Annotated in this window: 18 protein-coding genes; 14 read left to right on the plus strand and 4 right to left on the minus strand. The window is 68.0% G+C overall.

Translation table 11 applies throughout. The features are described 5' to 3' along the window. The first annotated feature begins 68 nt into the window (after positions 1-68). The 3 genes from G3I17_RS08340 to G3I17_RS08350 all read left to right on the plus strand — a co-directional run bounded on the left by G3I17_RS08340 (position 69) and on the right by G3I17_RS08350 (position 4267). On the plus strand, positions 69-2267 hold the full coding sequence (locus G3I17_RS08340; protein ID WP_164595356.1) for an MMPL family transporter: 2199 nt from the start codon (positions 69-71) through the stop codon (positions 2265-2267). A gap of 125 nt (positions 2268-2392) precedes the next feature. Next, entirely contained in the window at positions 2393-2815 is a 423-nt protein-coding gene (gene panD / locus G3I17_RS08345) for an aspartate 1-decarboxylase (protein ID WP_164595607.1), read from the plus strand. Positions 2816-2833: 18 nt separating this feature from the next. Next, positions 2834-4267 carry an aminopeptidase P family protein gene (locus tag G3I17_RS08350; RefSeq protein WP_164595357.1) on the plus strand — a complete coding sequence of 478 codons (1434 nt, stop codon included), beginning with the start codon at positions 2834-2836 and terminating at the stop codon, positions 4265-4267. Positions 4268-5214: 947 nt separating this feature from the next. On the opposite strand, the gene G3I17_RS08355 is transcribed toward G3I17_RS08350, so the two are convergent. After that, the gene (locus G3I17_RS08355; protein ID WP_164595358.1) at positions 5215-7170 is read right to left on the minus strand and encodes a M13-type metalloendopeptidase; all 1956 of its coding nucleotides are present in this window, start codon (positions 7168-7170) and stop codon (positions 5215-5217) included. A gap of 210 nt (positions 7171-7380) precedes the next feature. Between G3I17_RS08355 and G3I17_RS08360 the strand changes: the two genes are divergently transcribed. After that, on the plus strand, positions 7381-8412 hold the full coding sequence (locus tag G3I17_RS08360; protein WP_164595359.1) for an SMP-30/gluconolactonase/LRE family protein: 1032 nt from the start codon (positions 7381-7383) through the stop codon (positions 8410-8412). On the opposite strand, the gene G3I17_RS08365 is transcribed toward G3I17_RS08360, so the two are convergent. Continuing rightward, positions 8413-8706, minus strand: a complete 294-nt coding sequence (locus tag G3I17_RS08365) for an HU family DNA-binding protein (protein WP_164595360.1) — start codon at positions 8704-8706, stop codon at positions 8413-8415. A gap of 361 nt (positions 8707-9067) precedes the next feature. Between G3I17_RS08365 and G3I17_RS08370 the strand changes: the two genes are divergently transcribed. The 5 genes from G3I17_RS08370 to G3I17_RS08390 all read left to right on the plus strand — a co-directional run bounded on the left by G3I17_RS08370 (position 9068) and on the right by G3I17_RS08390 (position 12757). Then, positions 9068-10081, plus strand: coding sequence for an LCP family protein (locus tag G3I17_RS08370; protein WP_164595361.1), 1014 nt, complete (start codon positions 9068-9070; stop codon positions 10079-10081). Beyond that, the gene (locus G3I17_RS08375; RefSeq protein ID WP_164595362.1) at positions 10081-10899 is read left to right on the plus strand and encodes a YndJ family protein; all 819 of its coding nucleotides are present in this window, start codon (positions 10081-10083) and stop codon (positions 10897-10899) included. Before G3I17_RS08370 ends, G3I17_RS08375 begins: the two co-directional genes overlap by 1 nt. After that, positions 10886-11407: a DUF1990 domain-containing protein gene (locus tag G3I17_RS08380; protein WP_164595363.1), complete on the plus strand. Its 522-nt coding sequence runs from the start codon at positions 10886-10888 to the stop codon at positions 11405-11407. The genes G3I17_RS08375 and G3I17_RS08380 overlap by 14 nt, the downstream gene beginning before the upstream one ends. Before the next feature lie 66 nt (positions 11408-11473). Then, a complete protein-coding gene (locus G3I17_RS08385) occupies positions 11474-11923 on the plus strand; it encodes a GNAT family N-acetyltransferase (RefSeq protein WP_164595364.1) in 450 nt (149 codons plus the stop codon). A 156-nt stretch (positions 11924-12079) separates the two neighbouring features. Continuing rightward, entirely contained in the window at positions 12080-12757 is a 678-nt protein-coding gene (locus G3I17_RS08390; protein WP_164595365.1) for a uracil-DNA glycosylase, read from the plus strand. Here G3I17_RS08390 and G3I17_RS08395 read toward each other — a convergent pair. Next, positions 12735-14507: an ABC transporter ATP-binding protein gene (locus tag G3I17_RS08395; protein ID WP_164595366.1), complete on the minus strand. Its 1773-nt coding sequence runs from the start codon at positions 14505-14507 to the stop codon at positions 12735-12737. The two genes, G3I17_RS08390 and G3I17_RS08395, sit on opposite strands and share 23 nt — an antisense overlap. Continuing rightward, positions 14504-16192 (minus strand): ABC transporter ATP-binding protein, encoded by a 1689-nt coding sequence (locus tag G3I17_RS08400; protein ID WP_203589903.1) that lies wholly within the window; start codon positions 16190-16192, stop codon positions 14504-14506. The genes G3I17_RS08395 and G3I17_RS08400 overlap by 4 nt, the downstream gene beginning before the upstream one ends. Before the next feature lie 210 nt (positions 16193-16402). On the opposite strand from G3I17_RS08400, the gene G3I17_RS08405 reads away from it, so the two are divergent. The 5 genes from G3I17_RS08405 (at position 16403) to G3I17_RS08425 (ending at position 22153) form a co-directional block, all read left to right on the plus strand. After that, positions 16403-17602, plus strand: coding sequence for an ROK family transcriptional regulator (locus G3I17_RS08405; protein WP_164595367.1), 1200 nt, complete (start codon positions 16403-16405; stop codon positions 17600-17602). Positions 17603-17711: 109 nt separating this feature from the next. Next, a complete protein-coding gene (locus tag G3I17_RS08410; protein ID WP_164595368.1) occupies positions 17712-19040 on the plus strand; it encodes an ABC transporter substrate-binding protein in 1329 nt (442 codons plus the stop codon). Next, the gene (locus G3I17_RS08415; RefSeq protein WP_164595369.1) at positions 19040-19987 is read left to right on the plus strand and encodes a sugar ABC transporter permease; all 948 of its coding nucleotides are present in this window, start codon (positions 19040-19042) and stop codon (positions 19985-19987) included. Before G3I17_RS08410 ends, G3I17_RS08415 begins: the two co-directional genes overlap by 1 nt. 13 nt (positions 19988-20000) lie before the next feature. After that, entirely contained in the window at positions 20001-20903 is a 903-nt protein-coding gene (locus G3I17_RS08420; RefSeq protein WP_164595370.1) for a carbohydrate ABC transporter permease, read from the plus strand. Then, positions 20900-22153: a 6-phospho-beta-glucosidase gene (locus G3I17_RS08425; RefSeq protein WP_164595371.1), complete on the plus strand. Its 1254-nt coding sequence runs from the start codon at positions 20900-20902 to the stop codon at positions 22151-22153. The genes G3I17_RS08420 and G3I17_RS08425 overlap by 4 nt, the downstream gene beginning before the upstream one ends. Positions 22154-22155 lie beyond the last annotated feature (2 nt).

Genomic DNA, 22155 nt, shown 5'->3' on the forward strand with positions numbered 1-22155 from the left:
CGCAGTACGGCGGGGAGACCACGGTCGGCGGACGCGGACTACCGGGTCCAACCGGAACGATCGTCAGCATGGCTACCTACCTTTATCGCCTCGGCCGGTTCGCGTTCCGGCGCCGCCGGCTCGTCGTATTCGTCTGGCTGGGGCTGCTCCTCGCCGGTATCGCCGGCGCCGCCACGCTGTCCGGGCCGACCTCGAACGGCTTCTCCATTCCCGGCACCGAGTCGCAGCGGGCACTGGATCTGCTCGACGAGCGGTTCCCGCAGGCAGGCGCGGACGGTGCCACCGCGAGGATCGTCTTCCAGGCACCGCCGGGTGGGAAGCTCGCCGATCCGGCCAGCACCGCGCTGGTGAAGAGCACTCTCGACCGGATCGAGTCCGCGCCACAGGTGGCCAAGGTGGTCGATCCCTTTGCCGCGAAGGCGATCTCGGCCGACGGGAGGACCGGCTATGCCCAGGTCTCCTACGACGTCACCGCGCAGGAGGTGACCCCGGAGGCCCAGGAAGCAGTCGCCGACGCGGTGGAGCCGGCTCGGGCCGGTGGTCTCACTGTTGAGTTCGGCGGCGATGCCATGCAGGTCCAGGAGCCGCAGAGCGCCACCGAGGTGATCGGGATCGGGGTCGCCGCGGTGGTTCTGCTGATCACCTTCGGCTCCTTGGTCGCGGCCGGCTTGCCGTTGCTCTCGGCAATCATCGGGGCCGGCATCGGCGCCACCGCGATCACGGCGGCCACCGGCTTCATCGACATCGGCTCCGGTACGCCGATCCTCGCGGTGATGATCGGACTGGCGGTGTCGATCGACTACGCGTTGTTCATCATGTCCCGCTACCGCCATGAACTGAGCAGCGGCCTGGAACCCGAGGAGGCCGTCGGCCGGGCCGTCGGTACCGCTGGGTCGGCCGTGGTCTTCGCCGGGCTGACCGTCGTGATCGCCCTGGGCGGCCTCTTCGTGGTGGACATTCCGTTCCTGACCCAGATGGGGCTCGCGGCCGCGTTCACTGTCGTGATCGCCGTGGCCATCGCGCTGACGTTGCTGCCCGCAGTACTCGGTATGGCCGGCCGTCGGGTACTCGGCGGCAAGATCCCGGGGCTGCGCGGTGGCGATCCGGAGGGCGAGAGCAAGAAGCCTTCCGCAGGCCGCAGGTGGGCCGGCTTCGTCACCCGCCGCCCGGTGGCCGTCCTGCTGGTGGCCGTGGTCGGGCTCGGAGTGGTGGCGATTCCGGCGGCCAGCCTCGAGCTCGGGCTGCCCGACGACAGCACGTCCGCGCCCGACTCGACCCAGCGCAAGGCGTACGAAATGCTCTCGGACGGCTTTGGCCCCGGCTTCAACGGGCCACTGATGATCGTCGTCGACGCGGCCGGTGCTGCCGACCCGAAGGGCGCGGCGGCGGCTACCGCGGACGCAGTACGGAAGCTGCCGGACGTCGCTGTGGTGACGCCGCCGAGCTTCAACCCGCAGGGTGACACCGCTCTGCTGACGGTGATTCCGTCGAGTGGTCCGGGGACGGCCGAGACCAAGGCACTCGTCGGGGCGATCAGGGACGCCCCGCAACTGGGTGGCGCAGAGGTTTCGGTGACCGGTGCGACCGCCTTCAACATCGACATCTCCGCCAAGTTGAGCGGCGCGCTGCTGCCCTATCTCTCGTTGATCGTCGGGCTGGCGTTCCTGCTGCTGATGCTGGTGTTCCGCTCGGTGCTAGTGCCGTTGAAGGCGACGCTGGGCTTCCTGCTGACGGTCGCGGCGACCTTCGGGGCCGTGGTCGCGGTGTTCCAGTGGGGCTGGCTGGCCGGCCTGCTCGGCATCGAAGGGCAGACGGGACCGATCATCAGCATGCTGCCGGTGTTCCTGGTCGGGATCGTGTTCGGGCTCGCGATGGACTATCAGGTCTTCCTGGTCACCCGGATGCGGGAGGAGCACGTCCATGGCGCCGCGCCGACAAGGGCCGTGGTCGATGGTTTCAGCCACAGCGCCAGGGTCGTCACCGCGGCGGCGGTGATCATGGTCGCGGTGTTCTCGGGCTTCATCCTGTCCAGCGAGACCCTGGTCCGCGAGATCGGCTTCGGGCTCGCCGTCGCCGTCGCGATCGACGCCTTCGTGGTCCGGATGACGATCGTGCCCGCGGTGATGACGTTGCTCGGCCGCTCGGCCTGGTGGCTGCCGCGCTGGCTCGACCGGCTGCTCCCGGACGTCGACGTCGAAGGCGAGAAACTACGCCGCACCTTCGACCCCGAAGTACCAGCCCGCGAACCCGAACTAGCCTCCCGCTAACCCACCACGCCCCCACCCCCGTGGTGTGCCGAGCCCACCAGTGGTGGGTTCGGACACCCGGGAGGTTGGCGTGGGGGTGACGGTGGCCACTGACAGTGATCGGGGTGGGCGGGATGATGGGCGCCATGCAGCGCTCGATGATGAAGTCCAAGGTCCACCGGGCCACCGTCACCCAGGCTGACCTCGACTATGTCGGGTCGTGCACGCTGGACGCGACCCTGATGGAGGCGGCGAACCTGCTGCCCGGCGAACAGGTCGACATCGTCGACATCACCAACGGCAACCGGCTGACGACGTACCTGATCGAAGGACCGCGCGACAGCGGCATCGTCGGCATCAACGGTGCGGCGGCACACCTGATCCACCCGGGCGACCTGGTCATCTTGATCTCGTACGGAATCTTCGACACCGTGGAGGCGAAGACCTTCGCGCCGAGCGTAGTCTTCGTGGACGGGCAGAATGCGATCACCCGCATCGGCTCCGACCCCGCCGAGATGCTGCCGGACAGCAGCACGCTCCGCGGTGACGAACTCCACCCCGCGCGCTGAGATGAGGATGGCTCGACGATGAGCGACAGCACGGACAAGGCCCCCAAGACCGCGACCCACGACAGCCCGTCGGGCGAGAAGCTGCGCGAGTTCATGAACTCCGGCTGGGGCTCGATCGAGCGAGAGGACGTCGCTCTCAGTGACGTCGGCACCTGGGCCGCGAAACGGCGCGACGCCTTGTCGCAGGCGTTCCCGGGTGAGCGGCTGGTAATCCCGGCCGGCACCTACAAGGTCCGCTCGAACGACACCGACTACGCGTTCCGCCCGCACACCGACTACGTCTGGCTGGTCGGCGACCAGAGCTCGGACGGCGTCCTGGTGCTCGAGCCGAACGGGACCAGCGGGCACGACTCGGTGCTCTACTTCCGGCCCCGCGCGGACCGCAGCGAGGGCGAGGAGTTCTGGCGCGACCGGATGTACGGCGAGCTGTGGGCCGGCCGGCGCCCGTCGTTGACCGAGACCGCCAAGGAGTTCGGGATCGAGACCCGGCACGTCGACGCGCTCGCCGACGTACTGAAGAGCGACGTACCGACCCGCGTCCGGCGCGGTGAGGAGAGCTCGATCAGCACCCTGCTCAGCGGCACGAAGACCGACGAGGCCCGCGACGGCGAGCTCGCCTACGTGTTGTCCGAGCTGCGGCTGGTCAAGGACGCGTTCGAGATCGAGCAGTTGCGCGAGGCGTGCGCGATCACCCATCGCGGCTTCTCCGACGTGCTGTCCGACATGGCATCCGTCCGCAAGTACGGCGAACGCTGGATCGAGGGCACCTTCTGGCGCCGGGCCCGCGCGGAGGGCAACGACGTCGGCTACACGTCGATCGCCGCCGCCGGACCGCATGCGACCACGCTGCACTGGATCGAGAACGACGGCCAGGTCAACGACGGCACGCTGATGCTGCTCGACATGGGCGTGGAGAACCGCAACCTCTACACCGCGGACATCACCCGCACGCTGCCGGTCAACGGCGAGTTCACCCCGCGCCAGCGCGAGCTGTACCAGCTGGTCCTGGACGCCCAGAACGCCGGCATCGCAGCGCTCAAGCCCGGCGTGAACTTCCGCTCCGGCCACACCGCCGCGATGGAGGTCATCGTCCACGGCCTGGCGGCGATGGAGCTGCTCCCGGTCACCGCCGAAGAGGCCCTCGACCCGAACAGCGGCATCTACCAACGCTACACGCTGCACGGCGTCAGCCACATGCTCGGCATCGACGTCCACGACTGCGCAGCGGCCCGCAATGAGAAGTACAACAAGGGCAACCTGGAAGCCGGCTACGTCCTCACCGTCGAGCCCGGCCTCTACTTCCAGGCCGAAGACCTGACGGTCCCGGAAGACCTCCGAGGCATCGGCATCCGGATCGAAGACGACATCCTCGTCACCGCAGACGGCACCGAAAACCTCTCAGCCGCCATGCCCCGAGAAATCGACGCCATCCAGGCGTGGATGGCCGGCTAACAGCAATCTCCCCTCGTACCTCCTCCGCCGGCACTCCTACCCAGCCGCCCCAAGTCGCCACTCCTCTGTCGAGGGCGCCGTGGGCGGCTGGTCGCGGCCACCTTGTGCACCACCTGAGCAAATCTGTCGCCGGAGAATACTCACCCGATGCACTAGGTGCCTCCGGCAACGGGTTTCGCTCGGGTTTCGGTGGCCGGCCGGTCCGCCAGCGCACACCAACCCTTCGGGCAACCGGTTTCCTCGGCGTGTCGGGGCGGTTCCCTGGGGTTAGGCATTCGTGGCGGTCCGGCCGACCAGCTCCGTCTCGGCGCGACAGGTGCGTCACCCACGATGAGGCTGTCCGCGCTGGCGGACGGAGCTCTTTTCGACGGAAGCGGCGTCGGCTGGCGGGTTTCAGTACCGATAGCGGGATGTAGCAAGCTAGTGGTGCAATAACCCGCCAGCGGCGGGTGAACCGGCCGCCCGAGTCCCCGATCAGGCTGGCGCGGTGGGATGCCGGCCAGCCCGAGCGCCGGATCGGGGCTGGCGCCGGTGGGGTGGCGGGTGCCGAGCGCCGGATCAGGATGGCCGGTGGGATCTCGAATCCCTGAGGTGCCCGGACGGTGGCTGGCCTTGGGATCCGGGGCCGGATGGTGGCTGGCCTTGGGATTGTGGTGACCGATCCACTGTGGTCAGTCCCTCCAGCGGCTCCGGGATAGCTGCGTCTTTCCCTGGTCGCGGTGGCGTGTGTCAAGAGTCGAACTTGTTCGACCCCGAAGGGGCGCAAAGCGCTCTTGACGCGCGCCGCCGCGACTAGGACCATCACGCAGCCCGGCGACGCAATCCAGGCCGGCCTTTCCGTAAGAACACCACGCAACAGACAGGCCCTGCCCTCAGCCGCAAACGCAACTGCTCCCATCCGTGGTGGATGGGAGCAGTTGGGTGGATGGGAGCAGTTGGGGTGGGACTCACCAGATGCGGACGCGGTCTTCCGGGGCCAGCCACATGGCGTCTGCTTCGGTGATGGCGAAGGCTTGGTGGAAGGCGTCGATGTTGCGGACTACCGCGTTGCAGCGAAACTCCGGTGGGGAGTGCGGGTCGATGGCCAGGCGGCGGATGGCTTCCGCCTCGCGGGCCTTGCTGGACCAGCCGAGAGCCCAGGCCAGGAAGAAGCGTTGGGGGCCGGTCAGATTGTCGACCGTCGGGAACTCGGAGTCGCCGAGCGAGAGGGTGTAGGCGACGTAGGCGATCGAGAGGCCGCCGAGATCGCCGATGTTCTCGCCCAGGGTGAGCTCGCCGTTGACCGGGTGGCCGGGGGCGTCGGTCGGCTCGAGGACGTTGTACTGCGCGACGAGCTTGGCCGTGCGTTGCTCGAAGGCGGCCCGGTCGTCGTCGGTCCACCAGTCGACCAGGTTGCCGGCGCCGTCGTACTTCGAGCCCTGGTCGTCGAAGCCGTGGCCGATCTCGTGGCCGATCACCGCGCCGATCGAGCCGTAGTTCACCGCGTCGTCGGCGTCGAGGTCGAAGAACGGCGGGTGCAGGATCGCGGCCGGGAAGACGATCTCGTTCATCCGCGGGTTGTAGTACGCGTTGACCGTCTGCGGCGTCATCAGCCACTCGGTCTTGTCGATCGGCTGACCGAGCTTGGCCAGGTCGCGTGCCGTCTCCACCGCGACCGAGCGGCGGACGTTGCCGACCAGATCGTCGGCGCGGATCTCGAGACCGCTGTAGTCCTTCCACTTGTCCGGGTAGCCGATCTTCGGCGTGAAGGTGGCCAGCTTGTCCAGCGCGCGCTGCCTGGTCTCGGGCCCCATCCAGTCGAGCGCCTCGATCCGCTGCCCGTAGGCCTCGACCAGGTGGCCGACCAGCTCGACCATCCGGGCCTTCGCGACCGGCGGGAAGTGCTCGGCGACATACAGCTGGCCGACCGCTTCACCCAGCGCGGAGTCGACGGCGCCGAGGGCGCGCTTCCACCGCTCGCGCAGCTCGGGGGCACCGGTCAGGGTCTTGCCGTAGAAGTCGAAGTTCTCGTCGACGAAAGGCTGGCTCAGCAACGGCGCCGCGCTGTGGACGATGCGCCAGTCGAGCCATTCCTTCCACTGCTCGAGGTCGACCTCCTGCAGCGCCGCGGCGGCCGCGGTCAGGTACTCCGGCTGCCGCACCACGAGCTGGGCGAATGCGTCCTCGGGCACGCCGGCGTTGGACAGCCAGGCGGCCCAGTCGAAGCCAGGAGTCAGCTTCTCGAGCCCGGCCCGATCGACCTTGTTGTACGTCGCGGTGACATCGCGGTTGCGCACCCGGTCCCAGTGGCCAGACGCCAGCCGGGTCTCGAGCGCCATGATCCGCTCGGCGGCGGCACTCGAGTCGGGCCGCCCGGCGAGCTCGAGCATCCGCGCGACGTGCGCGACGTACGCGGTACGGACGTCGGCGAAGGAGTCTTCGTGGTAGTACGACTCGTCCGGCAGGCTGATACCGCCCTGGCTCGTGTAGATGATGTACTCGTCGGACTTCTTCGCGTCGATGTCCGCGCCGTAGTAGAAGACACCGGAGACGCCCTGCAGCTCGAGCCGGCCGAGCGCGGCGACCAGGCCGTCGACGTCCTTGATCGAGGCGACGAGCTCGAGCTGGTCCGCGATCGGGCCGGCGCCGAGCCGCTCGATCGTCTCGGTGTCCATGAAGCTGTGGAACAGGTCGCCGATCTTGCGCGCCTCGCTGCCGGCCGGGTGCTCCGCGGCCGCGGTCTTCTCGACGATCGCGCGCACGTCCTGCTCGGCGCTGTCCCAGAGCATGTGGAAGGCGCCGTAGATCGCCTTGTCGGCAGGGATCTCGGTGCGATCCAGCCAAGGCCCGTTCGCGTACCGGTACAGGTCGTCCTGCGGCCGCACCGTCGTGGACAGATCCGAGCTGTCGATCCCTGCTGTCATACCTGCCCGCTCCTCTGCTGGTGGATCCGGCCTGCTGGCACTCACAGTGACATTACCCGTTCGGCCCCAAGGCCCGGGAAAGTTATCAACAACGCTGAACCTTCCAGCCCGGCCATTCGTTCCCCTATTGTTGAAAGAACAACCAGCCGCGGCGTCGGCGTACGAGGGGCGTCGGCCCGGCCCGGTCATCGACCAGGAGGACACTCCGCCATGTCACGTCCACAGCCGAGACATTTTGGCCGCGCGCTCGCCGCGACTCTCGGCCTCCCCGTACTACTCCTCAGCAGTCTCACGGCGTCCGCCTTCACCGGGACACCCGCCGCCACAACCGCCGCCATCCGGTCGACGTCCAGTACCTTCCTGGACGACGGCCTCTGCGACCGCGTCCGCTTCGGTACCAACCCGGCCCATTTCGACCTCCCGGCCGGCTTCCAGCCCGAGGGCATCGCGATCGACAAGTCCGGTACTGCGTACTTCGGCTCACGGCTCGACGGAGACATCTACGCCGCCAGCCTGCGGACCGGCGAAGGCAAGGTGATCAGCCAAGGCCCAGGGACCGCCTCACAAGGCATGAAGGTCGACCAGCGCGGCAGGCTGTTCGTGGCCGGCGCCGGCGGCGGCAACGGCCGGGTGATCGACACCCGCTCCGGCAAGGTGCTCGCCGCTTACACCTTCACCACGTCGACGAACACCTTCGTCAACGACGTCGTCCTGAGCAAGGACGCCGCCTGGTTCACCGACTCGCGCCAGCAGGTCCTCTACCAGGTCCCGCTGGGCCGCAACGGCAAACTGCCCGGCCAGGCAGCCGTCAAGACGATCCCGCTCAGCGGGGACTACGTGCACGACCCGGTGAACCTCAACGCCAACGGCATCGAGCTCACCCCGGACGGCCGCAACCTGATCATCGTGCAGTCGGCCACCGGCTTCCTGTTCCGGGTGGACCCGCGCACCGGCGTCACCCGGCGCATCGACCTCGGCGCCACGGTGATGACCAACGGGGACGGCCTGCTGCTGTCCAAGAACACCCTGTATGTCGTACAGAACCGCCTGAACAAGGTCGCCGTCCTGGACCTCGACAGGTCTGGCAGCAAGGGCCGGCTGGTCAAGGAGTTGACCAGCACCGACTTCGACATCCCGACCACGGCAGCCCTCTACGGGTCACGCCTCTACCTGCCCAACGCCCGGTTCAGCACCCCGCCGACCCCGACAACGGAGTACTGGGTCACTGCAGTCCAGCGGTGATCAGGAAACCGTGCGGAGGTTGCCTCGGGCTGCGGCCTTGAGGCGGCTTCCGCACGACAGGCGGACGGAGTACGCAGCCGGGATCGACAGCGGCTCACCGGTCTGCGGGTTGCGGCCCGTCCGCGGTGCGCGCATCACCCGCTCGATGCTCAGCAGGCCGGTCAGCGAGACCTTGTCCCCCTTGTGCACCGCCTCGGTGACGACGTCACCCAGCGCGTCGAGCACCTTCTCGGCCTGGTTGCGCGGGATGCCCGCTTTCGTCGCCACGCCGGCGACCAGCTCGTTGCGGTTCACGGTTCTCCTCAGACTCGCGCCGCCGGATCGGCACCCCATACGCCGTTCCGGTCGGTCTCGAAAACCTTAACCGAAATGAATGTCGTTAGCGAGAGCGATCTCAGATTGTGGGGAAATCCCGCGTAAACGTGCCCCTGGAGGCCGTCCCGATCGTGCCAACCGGACTGCCGGCGAGGGTCGATGGAAGCGGCCGCCAACTGGTAGCAGGCACCGCGCACGCACTGTCCGGCGGATTGGTTCGATCAGCGGGCAAAGATCCTCCTTTCGATCGAGGCGGCGCCCGCTCACGGTCTGAAAGTGTGGGGTGAAGACCCTTCCCAGGAGTGACGCACGAACGACCCGGCCCCGATACCTTCGTGCCATGAGCCAATCGCAGTCCATCGACCCGCGCTATGCCGGCCGCCCGCCAGCACGACCCAAGAAGCGGCGCAACTGGTTCGCCCGGATCATCGGACTGGTCGTCCTGTTGTTCGTGCTGAGCCTGATCTGCATCCCGCTGTTCGCCTGGGGCAAGATCAACAAGGTCGAGGCCATGCCCGACGGCGACCGGCCCGCCGACACCGCCGGTACGACCTTCCTGCTGGTCGGGTCCGACAGCCGCGAGGGTCTGACCCGCGCCGAGCGCGCCAAGCTGCACACCGGCACGGCGGCCGGCCAGCGGACCGACTCGATCATGTTGCTGCATGTGCCGGAGTCCGGCCCGACCGCGCTGATCAGCCTGCCGCGGGACAGCTACGTGTCGATCCCCGGCCACGGCAAGAACAAGATCAACGCGGCGTTCACGTTCGGCGGCCCCCAGTTGCTGATCAAGACCGTCGAGAACGTCACCGGTCTGCGCGTCGACCACTACGTCGAGATCGGCTTCGGCGGCTTCGCCTCGATCGTCGACAGCGTCGGCGGGATCAACATGTGCTTGCCCAAGGCAATTAAAGACGAATACGCGCACATCGACCTGCCGAAGGGCTGCCAGGACCTCGACGGCCCGAACGCGCTCGGCTACGTCCGGGCCCGCCACTTCGACCCGCTCGGTGACCTCGGCCGGGTCCAGCGGCAGCGCGAGATGATCGGCGCGATCGCCGACAAGGCCGTCGGGCCGGCCACCTTCCTGAACCCGTTCCGGTTCTACAAGCTCAGCACCGCGGGCGCCGAGGCGCTCACGATCGACAAGGACATGGGCCCGCTCACCCTGCTCAAGTTCGCCCGCGGGATGAAGGCGGTGGCGGCCGGCGGCAACGGCATCACGCTGACCGTGCCGGTCTCCGACACCAACCTCAAGACGCCGAACGGCTCGGCCGTGAAGTGGGACAACGCCAAGGCGACGGCCCTCTTCAAGGCTCTCAAAGCAGACGACACCAGCGGTCTCAAGAGCACCTAGTGCTGATCCTGGTTCACCTGGTGGTGAGCCTGGGGATGTTGGTGATCGTCCCGCTCGGGCTCAGCCTGGTGAAGATCGACGGCGGTACCGCGGTCCGCCGATGGTGGCTCGTCGCGGCCGTGCCAGGGGTGATCTCCCTCTGGCTCGGCCGCGGTCCGCTGTCCATCACGCTGGCGAGCATCTACCTGGCCGGCACGCTGGCCCTCGTAGTACTGGCTGCTGCTGACCTGGTACGCCGGAAACGCCTGCGGGCAAGGGAGATCGCGCTCTACACCGCGTTGGCGACACCCGCGATCGCCGCCTTGGCCCTGGTCGCCGAGCGTTCGTCGTACGAGCTGTTCGGCTTCAGCCTGACCGTACTGTCGCTGACGGTCGCCCACTTCCACTTCGCCGGCTTCGCCGCGGCCCTGATCGCCTGTCTCGTGGTGGAGTCGACCAGCACCGGTTGGGCGACCGCTGCGGCGATCAGCGTGCCACTGGGGACGGGGATCGTGCTGCTGGGTTTCTTTCTCGGCGACCCGGTCGAGCTCGCCGGTGCCGCAGTACTGACGGCCGGCATGTGGCTGGTCGGCTGGACGATGTGGCGGCGGTCGCGGCAAGCCGAGCGGGCGACCAAGGTGCTCCTCGTCGTCTCGGCCGGCACGATCGTACTGACGATGCTGCTGGCGCTCAGCTGGGCGCTGGGGCACGTGGTGGCGACGCCCTACCTGCCGTTGCGCTGGATGGTTGCTACACATGGGGTGGCGAACGCGCTCGGCTTCGCCCTGTGCGGACTGCTGGCCTGGCGCCGGTTGAAGGAGTGGGATGAAGCTCGATGACCTGAGTGGTCAGCGGTTCAGCTACGACGCGGTCGGCTCGACCCAGTACGACCGAACGCCGCCCGGCTACCACCGGCTCGACTACCGGCTCCGGATCGGCACCGGGGACGAGGTGTTCCGCCGGGCCGGTGAAGCGTTGCTGACCTGGAGAGCGCACCGCGCGGCCGGCATCCCCGTCCAGGCCACCGACGTCCCCCTCGTGGTCGGCACGAACTCACTCGGCCGCCTCGGCGTCGGCCCGATCGGCCTGCCGGTCCCTTGCCGAGTCGTCTGGGTCGTCGACGAGCCGGACCGCATCGGCTTCGCCTACGGCACTCTGGACGGCCATCCGCAAGCCGGCGAGGAGTCCTTGGTGGTGACCCGCGAGCCGGACGGCATCTACTACACGATCCTCGCCTACAGCCGCGCCGCCACCTGGTACACGCGTCTCGGCGGACCCGTCAGCCGCACCGCCCAGAAGCTCGTCGCCAAGCAGTACGCCAGGACCCTCGCGCGGCTCGCCAACTAATGGACTGTTGAACACAGCCCGGATTGGACCTGTCGCAAGCAGTAGCGGCCTCCTTAGCCTGGAGGCATGAGCAACGTCCGCGTAGCCGTCACTGCAGACATTCCGCAACTCGTCGACGCCTACAGCTGGCTCTCCGAGCCGCCTGGCGCGAAGCCGGCCGGCTGGGACCCGATCGTCGCTGCCGATCGCCTGAAACGCACCATCGCCGGCCCGGACACCGGCGTACTGGTCGTCGTCGAAGGTGCGACAGTCATCGGTTTCTGTACGACCTACCTGGACCTCGAGTCGGTCCGGCTCGGGCAGCGCTGCTGGGTGGAGGATCTCGCCGTCGTTCCCGGCCGGTGCTCCGACGGGATCGGCGCAGCGCTGCTGAGTGCCGCCCGCATCTGGGCCAGGGCCAGCGGCGCCACCCACCTGGAGCTCGACTCCTCGACGGCGCGCGCCGAGGCCCACCGCTCCTACAACCGGCACGAGCCGGCCAGCCACTCCGTCAACTTCGGGTGGCAGACGGCTTGAGCCAACGCAAAGGCCCCGCAAGAGCTCATACCTTTTGCGGGGCCGGGGATATTTTTACAAGTCCCGATCGACCAACAGGCTGACCGACACGCGAACAGTGGGTGACATCACAGCCCGGGGTACCCCGGGCGAAGCAGGGATGGGAGGCTTTGGCGGGTGAGTCCCAAGACTTTGAGTGATCTGGTGGCGTCCGACTGGGCCGAGGCGCTCGCGCCCGTCGAAGAGACGGTGTCGCGGATGGGCGAGTTCCTCCGTGGCGAGATCGCCGCCGGGCGGCCGTACCTGCCCGCCGGCGAGAACGTCCTGCGCGCCTTCAACCAACCGCTGAACGACGTGAAGGTGCTGGTCGTCGGGCAGGACCCGTACCCGACTCCCGGGCACCCGGTCGGCCTGAGCTTCTCGGTCGCACCCGACGTGCGCCCGATCCCGCGCAGCCTGCAGAACATCTACCGCGAGCTGATGGCCGACATCGGCGTACCGGCTCCCTCCAACGGCGACCTGACGCCGTGGGCCGACCAGGGCGTCCTGATGCTCAACAGAGTGCTCACCGTGCAGCCGGGCAAGTCCGCCTCGCACAAGGGCAAGGGCTGGGAGACCGTCACCGAGCAGGCCATCCACGCGCTCGTGAAGCGTGGCGGGCCGCTGGTGGCGATCCTGTGGGGACGGGACGCGCAGACGCTGAAGCCGATGCTCGGCACCACGCCGTACATCGAGAGCGCCCACCCGAGCCCCATGTCGGCCGACCGTGGCTTCTTCGGCTCCAAGCCGTTCAGCCGGGTCAACGAGCTGCTGGAGAAGCAGGGCGGCACTCCTATCGATTGGCGCCTTCCCTAGAGGGATCTGTACCAGTCCAGCTGTGCCAGAGCTGGCTGTAGCGACCGCCTACAGCCAGCAGCTCGTCGTGCGTCCCTGACTCCACCACTCGCCCGTGGTCCATCACGACGATCCGATCCGCCTGCTGCGCCTGCGTAAGCCGGTGAGCCACCACCAGCGTCGTACGGCCTTCTGTAGCGGCCGCACTGGCCCGCTCCAGCTCCCGAGCCCCAGCGCTACCCGCCTCAGCCGTTGCCTCATCCAGTACTGCGACCGCCGGGTCCGCGAGCACCAGCCGCGCCAGGGCGACTTGCTGTGCCTGCGCACCGGTCAACTGATGCGCGTTCTCGCCGACCTGGCTCTCCAGCCCCTCCGGCAACGCACACACCCAGCCCAACGCGCCGACGAGCTCCAACGCGGCCTCCACCTCAGCAACAGTCGCATCAGCTTTAGCGAGCCGTACGTCATCCACCAGCGCCCCGGAGAACACGTGGACCTCCTGGCTCAGCAGTGCAACCTGCTGCTGAGTACGCCCCTCACCCAGCGCCTTGATGTCCACGCCACCCAGCCGCACGGTCCCAGCAGTAGGCATCAGCACTCCGGCCGCGATCGCCGCCAGCGTGGTCTTCCCGGCGCCGCTCGCACCGACCAGCGCAACGCGCTCCCCGGGCTCGATCCGCAGTGACACCCCATCGACCACCAGCGGTCCCTCGTACGAGTGCCCGACCCCCACCAGCTCCACCGACGCATCGGCGGGAGCAGGCCCGGCCGGCGGCTCTACCGCAGGCTCCAACGTCAGTACTCCGGCCAGCCGCGCCAACCCCGCCGCAGCCGTCTGGATCTGGTCGAACTCCATCAGCAGCGCGCCGATCGGGTTGAACAGCCGATGGAAGTACAGGGCGGCCGCCGTGGTCGCGCCGACCGTCACGGCATCCGCCCGGACCAGGAAGAAGCCGCCGACCAGGAGAGACGTCAGGCCGACGAACTCGGCGTAGTTGATCCGCGACGAGAAGTTGCTGAAGAGCTTGAAGACGTTCAGCGAAAGGTCCCGCGCCGTCGCCGACCGATCCGCGATCCGCTCCAGCTGCGTCTCTTCGAGCTGGTACGCCCGGACCGTCGCGCTGCCCCGCAGCGAGGTGATGATCGCCTCGGACCGCTCGCCCATCGCGAGCCGTTCCTTGCGGTAGAAGGGCGCAGAGCGCGGCAGGTACCAGCGCAGCGCGAGCAGATACATCGGCAGGGCGAGCAATCCGGCGAGCCCGAGTCGCCAGTCCAGCGCGAAGATCCCGGCCGTCGTCAGCACGATCGTCAGCGTCGCACCCAACAGCACCGGCCCTACCTCGGTCAGTGCCGCTGCCACTGACGCCACGTCATCGCCGACCCGCGACAGCAGGTCGCCGGTGCGAATCCTCTCGAGCACGGGCGCCGGGAGGTGCAGCACGCGATCGAGCACCTGCTCCCGGATCCGAGCGAGCACGGTCTCACCCACCCGCGCGATCAGCGTCACCCCGAGCGCAGTCAGCAGACCGGACAGCAGCGCGGCCCCACCGATCAGCACAACCACCCGCACGATGGCTGAACTGTGTGCACCGGTCGAGACGTCATCAACCAACACACCAAGAGCCCATGGCGCGACCAGCCCGGCCGCACTCCCCACTGTCACCACAGCGGCGGCAACCAACGACAGTGCTCGTAGTCGGCGAATCTCCCGCCACAGCACGATCCAGGTGGCGCGTGGCCCGGTGATCGGCAGCAATTCGGACGTGCTCATCGAAGGACCGCCTCCTGGTACGCCGAATCCGTCTCGGCCAGCTCTGCATGCCGTCCCTCGGCCACCAGCACACCGTCCGACACCACCAGCACTCGATGCATCTTGCCCAGTAGCGCCGGGCTGCTCGTCAGTACGAGAGTCGCGAGCCCGGGTAATCCACGGACCTCCGCAAGCCCCTCGGCCAGTAGCTCCTCGGTGACGGCGTCCACCGCAGTACTGGGGTCGTGCAGCACGAGCACTGGAGGCTCAGCCAGCAAGGCACGGGCGAGGCCGAGGCGTTGGCGTTGACCTCCTGACAGGGTTCGGCCGCGATCGGCCAGCGGATGGTCCAGCCCGTCCGCATGCGCCTCGATGACGTCAGTGGCCGCAGCGGCCACCACAACGCTGTCCAGCCTGGAAGAGTCGGAGGATCCGGCCAGGAGGTTGGTCCGTAGCGTCCCCTCGAACAGGTCGGTGTCGTGCTGCTCGACGAGCACAGAGCGGCGTACCAGGTCGATGTCGAGCTCCTCGACCGCAGTACCACCGACGAGCACCCGGCCTTCGTGCGAGGCGGCCCGGCCTGCCACCACGGTCAGCAGAGCGTCGGCATCGCGCGGGTCATAGCAGAGGACGCCTACAAGCTCACCCGGCTGCAGGGACAGGTCCAGCGACGACAGGGTCTTGTAGGTGACGCTCTCCAACGACAGCAGGGGTTTCGCAGAGTCCACGGTTGTGGAGGAACCAGTAGCGATCTCCCACGGAGAGCCGAGCACGGAGGCCAGGCGCCCGGCCGAGGCACGAGCCATGGCGAACACCTGGCCGCAGTACCCGAGTAAGCCGACAGGCTCTGCGACGAACTGCGCCAGGCCGACCACCGTGATCAACTCGCCGATGGTGATCCGTCCGTTCAAGGCGAACCACCCGGCGACGCCTGCGACAGCCGCCAGGAGCAGGCCGCTCAGTGCAGTGGTCACACCGTCCTGCAGGCCATTGGTAGACGCCGCACGGAGAGTCGCCTTCAGCGTCTCCTGGCTGGACCGCCGGTATCGCTCGGCAGCGTTGTGCTGCGCCCCGATCCCCCGCAGCGTGCGCAGGCCGCCGACTAGGTCAGTGGCGAGGGCCGTAGTACTAGCGACGGCCTCCTGTTGCGAAGAGGTACGGCGAGTCAGCAGTGGCGACAAGGTCTGGATCCCCAACACCAGCAGGGGTACACCGATCACCACGCCAAGCCCCAGCGGTACGTCGACGAGCAGCAGCGCCACTGATGACACCGCAAGCGCAGTACAGCCGGCGAATCCGACCGACACGGCCCGTAGTACCAGCGCTGCCTTCTCTGCGTCGGAGGTCGCGATCAGCAGCAGCTCGCCAGACCTCAAGCCGGTCTGGTGTCCACGCGGATCCAGCACCCGGCGCGAGATCTCCAAGCGGAGCAGGTGCGTCTCGTACTCGATCGCGCGGACCACCTGCCGCGCACCGGCCTTCCACGCGTTCGACAGCACCGCGAACAGCGCGATCATCATCACCACGCACCACAGCAGGGGTTCCAGCCGTCCGGTCGACACCGCTCGGTCGACGAAGATGCCGATCGCGACCGGTACGGCGGCCTCCGTCGCCTGGTGCAGCGCGAGCACCAGGCACCCGGCGATCATCCGCGCCCGGTGCCGGCGGATCGCCCGCCGCATCACCCCGCCTGCTGTGAACTCCACGGAAAGCCCTTCCCCGCTCAGACATCCCCGACAAGTTAGCTCACCCTAACTTGAGTCGGGGACAAGCCGATCGCGCTGATCGATTGACACCTACCGCGACTCCCCCGTACGGTCTCGCGGTAATAGGAAACTTTCCTAACAGTTGATCTGGACCACTACTCAGCAGCGTGGTTGGGCGACTCGGCGGCGAAGGGAGGGCAGGGTAAGCACATGGCCAGCACACCCGGTACTCCTCGCCTGCTCCGCGCGATGAACGACCGCGCCGCCCTCGACCTGCTCCTGACCCAGGGCCCGCTGTCGCGCACGACGCTCGGCAACCTCACCGGCCTCTCCAAGCCGACCGCCTCCCAGCTGCTCTCCCGGCTCGAGAGCGCCGGCCTGGTCCGCGCCAGCGGCACGAGCGCCGGCCGCCCAGGCCCGAACGCGCAGCTGTACGAGATCAACGGCGGCATCGCGTACGTCGCCGGCCTGGACGTCACGCCGACCCGGATCCGCGCAGCCGTCGCCGACCTGACCGGCAAGGGGTTCGGCCGCTATGAGCTGCCCACGCCCGGCCGGAGCGCCAAGGGCACGGTCGAGCGAGTGGTGAAGACCATCGACGGCGCGCTCGGCGAGGCCGGGCTGACCCGCGACCGGCTGCACCGCGTCTCGATCGGCACCCCGGGTGGTTTCGACCCGACGACCGGCCGGCTGCGCTACGCGACCCACCTGCCGGGCTGGCACGCGCCGCACCTGCTCGAGGAGCTGGCCGCCGCGATCGCAGTACCGCTCGAGGTCGAGAACGACGTCAACCTGGCCGCCGTCGCCGAGCAGCAGGTCGGGCACGCGAACAGCAGCGACAACTTCGTCATGCTCTGGGGCGAGGAGGGGATCGGCGCCGCGATAGTGATCGGGGGCCACCTCGTCCGCGGCGCGACCGGCGGCGCCGGTGAGGTCGCCTTCATGCCCCTGCCCGGTACGCCGCTGGTCCGCAACGTCGGCCGCAACAACGCCGGCGGCTTCCAGGAGCTCGCCGGTGGCGAACCGGTCCTCGAACTGGCCCGCGTCAACGGCCTCCGCGCCCGTACGCCGGAAGCCGCGATCACCGCCGCGCTGCAGACCCCGGGCGCGGGCGACATCGTGCTCGCCGAGTTCGCCCATCGCCTGGCGGTCGGCCTGGCCGCGATCGTCTCCGTCGTCGACCCCGAGCTGATCGTGCTCGCGGGCGGCGTCATCACCGCCGGCGGCGAACGGCTCCGCGGCCTGATCCAGGACGAGCTGGCCGAGCTCGCCGTACCGCGGCCGCGGCTGCTGATGACCGCGATCAACACCGACCCGGTGCTGTCCGGCGCCCTCCAGTCAGCCCTGAGCTACACCCGCGACGCAGTCTTCGACACTGCCGGCACCACCTCCGGGAGCAGCACCGACTAGCCCCCAGACCGCCATCCCCACACATCCCCGGACCAGGAGCACTCACCTGGCCCGGTGGATCCGCACATCCAAAAGCTGTCCAGCTCCACCCAGGATCAGGAGAACGGAAATGCGTCGAGTCCACAAAGCAGTGACCGCGGCCGCCGCGGTCGCGCTGCTCGCTACCGCCTGCACCGGTACGTCGAGCGCCCCCAAGGCGAGCGACGACGCCACCAAGGACACCACCATCACCTTCTGGCACGGCTGGAGCGCGCCCAGCGAGGCGGCCGCGATCGCCGCCAACGTGAAGGCGTTCGAGACCGCGCACCCGAATATCAAGGTGAAGGTCGTCGGCAACATCAACGACGACAAGATCAAGCAGGCGCTGCGGGCCGGCGGCCCGAACTCCCCCGACGTGGTGTCGTCGTTCACCACCGACAACGTCGGCACGTTCTGCGCCTCGAACGTGTTCGCCGACCTGAAGCCGTTCCTGGAGAAGTCGGGCGTCGACCTGGACAAGACCTTCCCGAAGGCGCTGCAGGACTACACCCAGTTCCAGGGCAAGCGCTGCACGCTACCGCTGCTGAACGACGCCTACGGCCTGTACTACAACAAGACCGCGTTCAAGGCGGCCGGTATCACCGAGCCGCCGAAGACGCTCACGGAGTTCGACGCCGTGGCCAAGAAGCTGACCAAGGCCACCGCCGACGGCTACTCGCAGCTCGGCTTCATGCCGAACTTCCACGGCTACGAGTCGACCAGCACGCACTTCGCCGCGCAGTGGAACCCGACGTACTTCACCGCCGAGGGCAAGTCGAACCTGGCCGCCGACCCGGCGTTCGGCAAGATGCTGACCTGGCAGTCCGGCCTGGTCAAGGAGCTCGGCGGCTTCGCCAAGCTGGAGAAGTACCGCGCCACCTTCGGTGACGAGTGGGGCGCCAAGAACCCGTTCCACACCGGCCAGGTCGCGATGTCGATCGACGGTGAGTGGCGGCTCGGGATGGCCAAGGAGGCCGGGGTCAAGTTCGACATCGGCGTCGCGCCGTTCCCGGTCCCGGACGACCAGGCCGACAGCTACGGCAAGGGCTACCTGTCCGGCACCATCATCGGGATCGCGAACACCAGCCAGAAGCAGAACGCCGCCTGGGAGCTGGTCAAGTTCATGACCACCGACACCAAGGCCGTGGTCGATTTCTCCAACGCGATCCACAACGTGCCCTCCACGCTGGACGCGCTGAAGTCGCCGGACCTGAAGATCGACGACAGCTTCAAGGTGTTCCTCGAGATCGCCCAGCACCCGAAGAGCAGCACCACCCCGGCCAGCCCGAACGGCGGCGCCTACCAGCTCACCCTGCAGGACTTCGGCTATGCCTTCGAGTCCGGTAAGCAAACCGATCTGGCCGCTGGTCTCGCCAAGACCGACACCCAGATCGACAAGGACATCGCGCAGGCGAAGTGATGGCGACCATCTCCGTAGGGCTCCGGCAGAAGCGGCGTAGGGAACGGCTGCGCAATCTCGCCTTCCTGTCTCCGTGGCTGATCGGGGTCAGCGTCTTCTTCCTGTACCCGCTGGCCTCGACCGTCTACTTCAGCTTCATGAAGTACGACGGGTTCACCCCGCCGGTCTGGACCGGCCTGAAGAACTGGACCTACGTCTTCACCGACTACCCGTTCTTCTGGCCGGCCCTGCGCAACACGCTCTGGCTGGTGATCGTCATGGTCACCCTCCGGGTCCTGTTCGGGCTGGGCATCGGGATGCTGATCACCAAGGTGAAGACCGGCGCCGGGATCTTCCGGACGCTGTTCTACCTGCCGTACCTGGCGCCGCCGGTGGCCGCGACGATGGCGTTCGCGTTCCTGCTCAACCCGGGCACCGGGCCGGTGAACAGCATCCTGGGCAAGCTCGGGCTGCCGCAGCCGGGCTGGTTCAACGATCCGGCCTGGTCGAAACCGGCCCTGACGCTACTGGCGATCTGGGGCATCGGGGACCTGATGGTCATCTTCATGGCCTCGCTGCTCGACGTACCGCTGGAGCAGTACGAGGCCGCGTCGCTGGACGGGGCCGGGGCGTGGAAGCGGTTCGTCCATGTCACGCTGCCGAACATCCAGCCGATCGTGTTGTTCGCGGTCATCACCGGCGTGATCCAGACGATGCAGTACTACACGCAGCCGTTGATCGCCGGAAAAGTCGCGAGCGGGGTGATCGGTGGGTCGGGGCAGCAGTTCGAGCCCGGCTACCCGGACAAGTCGACGCTGACCCTGCCGCAACTGGTCTACAACCTGGGCTTCCAGCGGTTCGACACCGGTGGCGCCTCGGTGATCGCGCTGGTGCTGTTCGTACTGGCGATGGTGTTCACGGCGATCCTGATGCGCCGCGGCAGTGGCTTCCTGGCCACGGACGACTAGGAGGCCTGCTTATATGAGCACCTTGACCACTCCCCGGGTGGAGACACCCGCATCCACCCCAGGCCTGACCACGGCCGGCCGCGAGGCCCGGCGTACCAGGTTCCTGCACTGGGTCGCCGTGCACTCGCTGGCGATCGCGGCGGCGCTGTTCTTCGTCCTGCCGTTCGTGTTCGTCGCGCTCACCGCGCTGATGAGCGACCAGCAGGCGCTCACGCGCGACCTTTGGCCGGACACCTGGCACTGGGAGAACCTGCGCACCGTGTGGGAGACACCAGGGTTCCTGACCTGGTGGAAGAACACGCTGATGTACGCCGTCCTCGGCACCGTGCTGACCTTGCTCTCGAGTATCCCGGTGGCCTACGCGCTGGCCCGGTTCAAGTTCAGGGGCCGCAACCTCGCGATGATGCTGGTCATCTCGACGATGATGCTGCCGCCGCAGGTCGTGATCGTGCCGATGTACCTGTTCTGGGCCAAGGAGTTGCACCTGTCCGGGACGTTGTGGCCGCTGATCATCCCGCTGGCGTTCACCGACGCGTTCTCGATCTTCCTGCTCCGGCAGTTCCTGCTGACCATCCCGAAGGAGTACGTGGACGCGGCGAAGGTGGACGGCTGCGGTGACTTCCGGGCGTTGGTCCGGATCATCTTGCCGATGGCCAAGCCGGCCATCGCGGCCGTCGCGCTGTTCCAGTTCTTCTACTGCTGGAACGACTACTTCGGCCCGCAGATCTACGCCAGCGAGAACGCCGCCGCCTGGACCCTCAGCTACGGTCTGGAGTCCTTCAAGGGCGCCCACCACACCAACTGGAACCTCACGATGGCAGCGACCCTGCTGGTGATGGCGCCAGTGATCATCCTGTTCTTCTTCGCCCAAAAGGCCTTCATCGAAGGCGTCACACTCACAGGGGTCAAAGGTTGAAACTCACAGTCGTCGGTGGCGGATCCACCTACACGCCTGAACTCATCGACGGGTTCGCCCGGTTGCGCGATTCCCTCCCGGTCACCGAGCTCGTCCTCGTCGACCCGGCGGCCGACCGGCTCGCGCTGGTCGGCGGGCTGGCGGAGCGGATCTTCGCGAAACAGGGGCATCCGGGCAAGATCGTCACCACCTCGAACCTCGACGAGGGCATCGACGGCGCGGACGCGGTCCTTCTGCAGCTGCGCGTCGGTGGCCAGGCTGCTCGCGGCCAGGACGAGAGCTGGCCGCTCGAATGCGGTTGCGTCGGCCAGGAGACCACCGGCGCGGGCGGCCTCGCGAAGGCGCTGCGCACGGTTCCCGTAGTACTGGACATCGCCGAGCGGGTCCGGCGTACCAACCCGGACGCGTGGATCATCGACTTCACCAACCCGGTCGGGATCGTGACGCGGGCCCTGTTGTCGCAGGGCCACAAGGCCGTCGGCCTGTGCAACGTGGCGATCGGGTTCCAGCGGAAGTTCGCCGGGATGCTCGGCGTGACGCCCGAAGAGGTCGCACTCGACCACGTCGGGCTGAACCACCTGACCTGGGAGCGTGGGGTCACAGTGGGCGGCGAGAACGTGCTGCCGAAGCTGCTCGCCTCGCACTCCGCCGAGCTGGCCGCCGACCTGAAGCTCCCGGCCGAGTTGCTGCTGCAGCTGGGCGTCGTACCGTCGTACTACCTGCGCTACTTCTACGCCCACGACGAGGTGGTCCGCGAAATGCTCGACAAGCCGTCGCGGGCCTCCGAGGTCGCCGCGATCGAGAAGGAACTGCTCGACCTGTACGCCGACCCGGCGCTGGACGAGAAGCCTGCGCTGCTGGAGCAACGTGGTGGCGCCTACTACTCGGAAGCCGCTGTCGCCTTGGCGTCGTCGCTGCTGAACGACACTGGTGACGTCCAGGTCGTCAACACGCTGAACAACGGCGCGTTGCCGTTCCTCCCCGACGACGCGGTGATCGAGGTCCCGGCGACGGTCGGCGCCGGCGGTACCACGCCGCTGCCGATCTCACCCCTCGAGCCGCTGTACGCCGGACTGGTCGCGAACGTGACGGCGTACGAGAATCTTGCTCTCGAGGCGGCTCTGAAGGGTGGTGCGGACCGGGTGTTCACCGCTCTGCTGGCGCACCCGCTCGTCGGGCAGATCGAGTACGCCAACCAGCTCACCGACAAGCTGCTCGCGCACAACCGCGAGTACCTGCCGTGGGCATGACA

The organism is Streptomyces sp. SID13031 (assembly GCF_010548305.1).
Lineage (GTDB): Bacteria > Actinomycetota > Actinomycetes > Propionibacteriales > Kribbellaceae > Kribbella.

What these genes read in the sequence shown, in the direction of transcription:
- G3I17_RS08395 (WP_164595366.1), bottom strand. Translation starts at nt 14,507, where the DNA reads ATGAGCACGTCCGAATTGCTGCCGATCACCGGGCCACGCGCCACCTGG.
- G3I17_RS08360 (WP_164595359.1), top strand. Translation starts at nt 7,381, where the DNA reads ATGTCACGTCCACAGCCGAGACATTTTGGCCGCGCGCTCGCCGCGACT.
- G3I17_RS08410 (WP_164595368.1), top strand. Translation starts at nt 17,712, where the DNA reads ATGCGTCGAGTCCACAAAGCAGTGACCGCGGCCGCCGCGGTCGCGCTG.
- G3I17_RS08405 (WP_164595367.1), top strand. Translation starts at nt 16,403, where the DNA reads ATGGCCAGCACACCCGGTACTCCTCGCCTGCTCCGCGCGATGAACGAC.
- G3I17_RS08420 (WP_164595370.1), top strand. Translation starts at nt 20,001, where the DNA reads ATGAGCACCTTGACCACTCCCCGGGTGGAGACACCCGCATCCACCCCA.
- G3I17_RS08385 (WP_164595364.1), top strand. Translation starts at nt 11,474, where the DNA reads ATGAGCAACGTCCGCGTAGCCGTCACTGCAGACATTCCGCAACTCGTC.
- G3I17_RS08370 (WP_164595361.1), top strand. Translation starts at nt 9,068, where the DNA reads ATGAGCCAATCGCAGTCCATCGACCCGCGCTATGCCGGCCGCCCGCCA.
- panD (WP_164595607.1), top strand. Translation starts at nt 2,393, where the DNA reads ATGCAGCGCTCGATGATGAAGTCCAAGGTCCACCGGGCCACCGTCACC.
- G3I17_RS08355 (WP_164595358.1), bottom strand. Translation starts at nt 7,170, where the DNA reads ATGACAGCAGGGATCGACAGCTCGGATCTGTCCACGACGGTGCGGCCG.
- G3I17_RS08380 (WP_164595363.1), top strand. Translation starts at nt 10,886, where the DNA reads ATGAAGCTCGATGACCTGAGTGGTCAGCGGTTCAGCTACGACGCGGTC.
- G3I17_RS08415 (WP_164595369.1), top strand. Translation starts at nt 19,040, where the DNA reads ATGGCGACCATCTCCGTAGGGCTCCGGCAGAAGCGGCGTAGGGAACGG.
- G3I17_RS08350 (WP_164595357.1), top strand. Translation starts at nt 2,834, where the DNA reads ATGAGCGACAGCACGGACAAGGCCCCCAAGACCGCGACCCACGACAGC.
- G3I17_RS08340 (WP_164595356.1), top strand. Translation starts at nt 69, where the DNA reads ATGGCTACCTACCTTTATCGCCTCGGCCGGTTCGCGTTCCGGCGCCGC.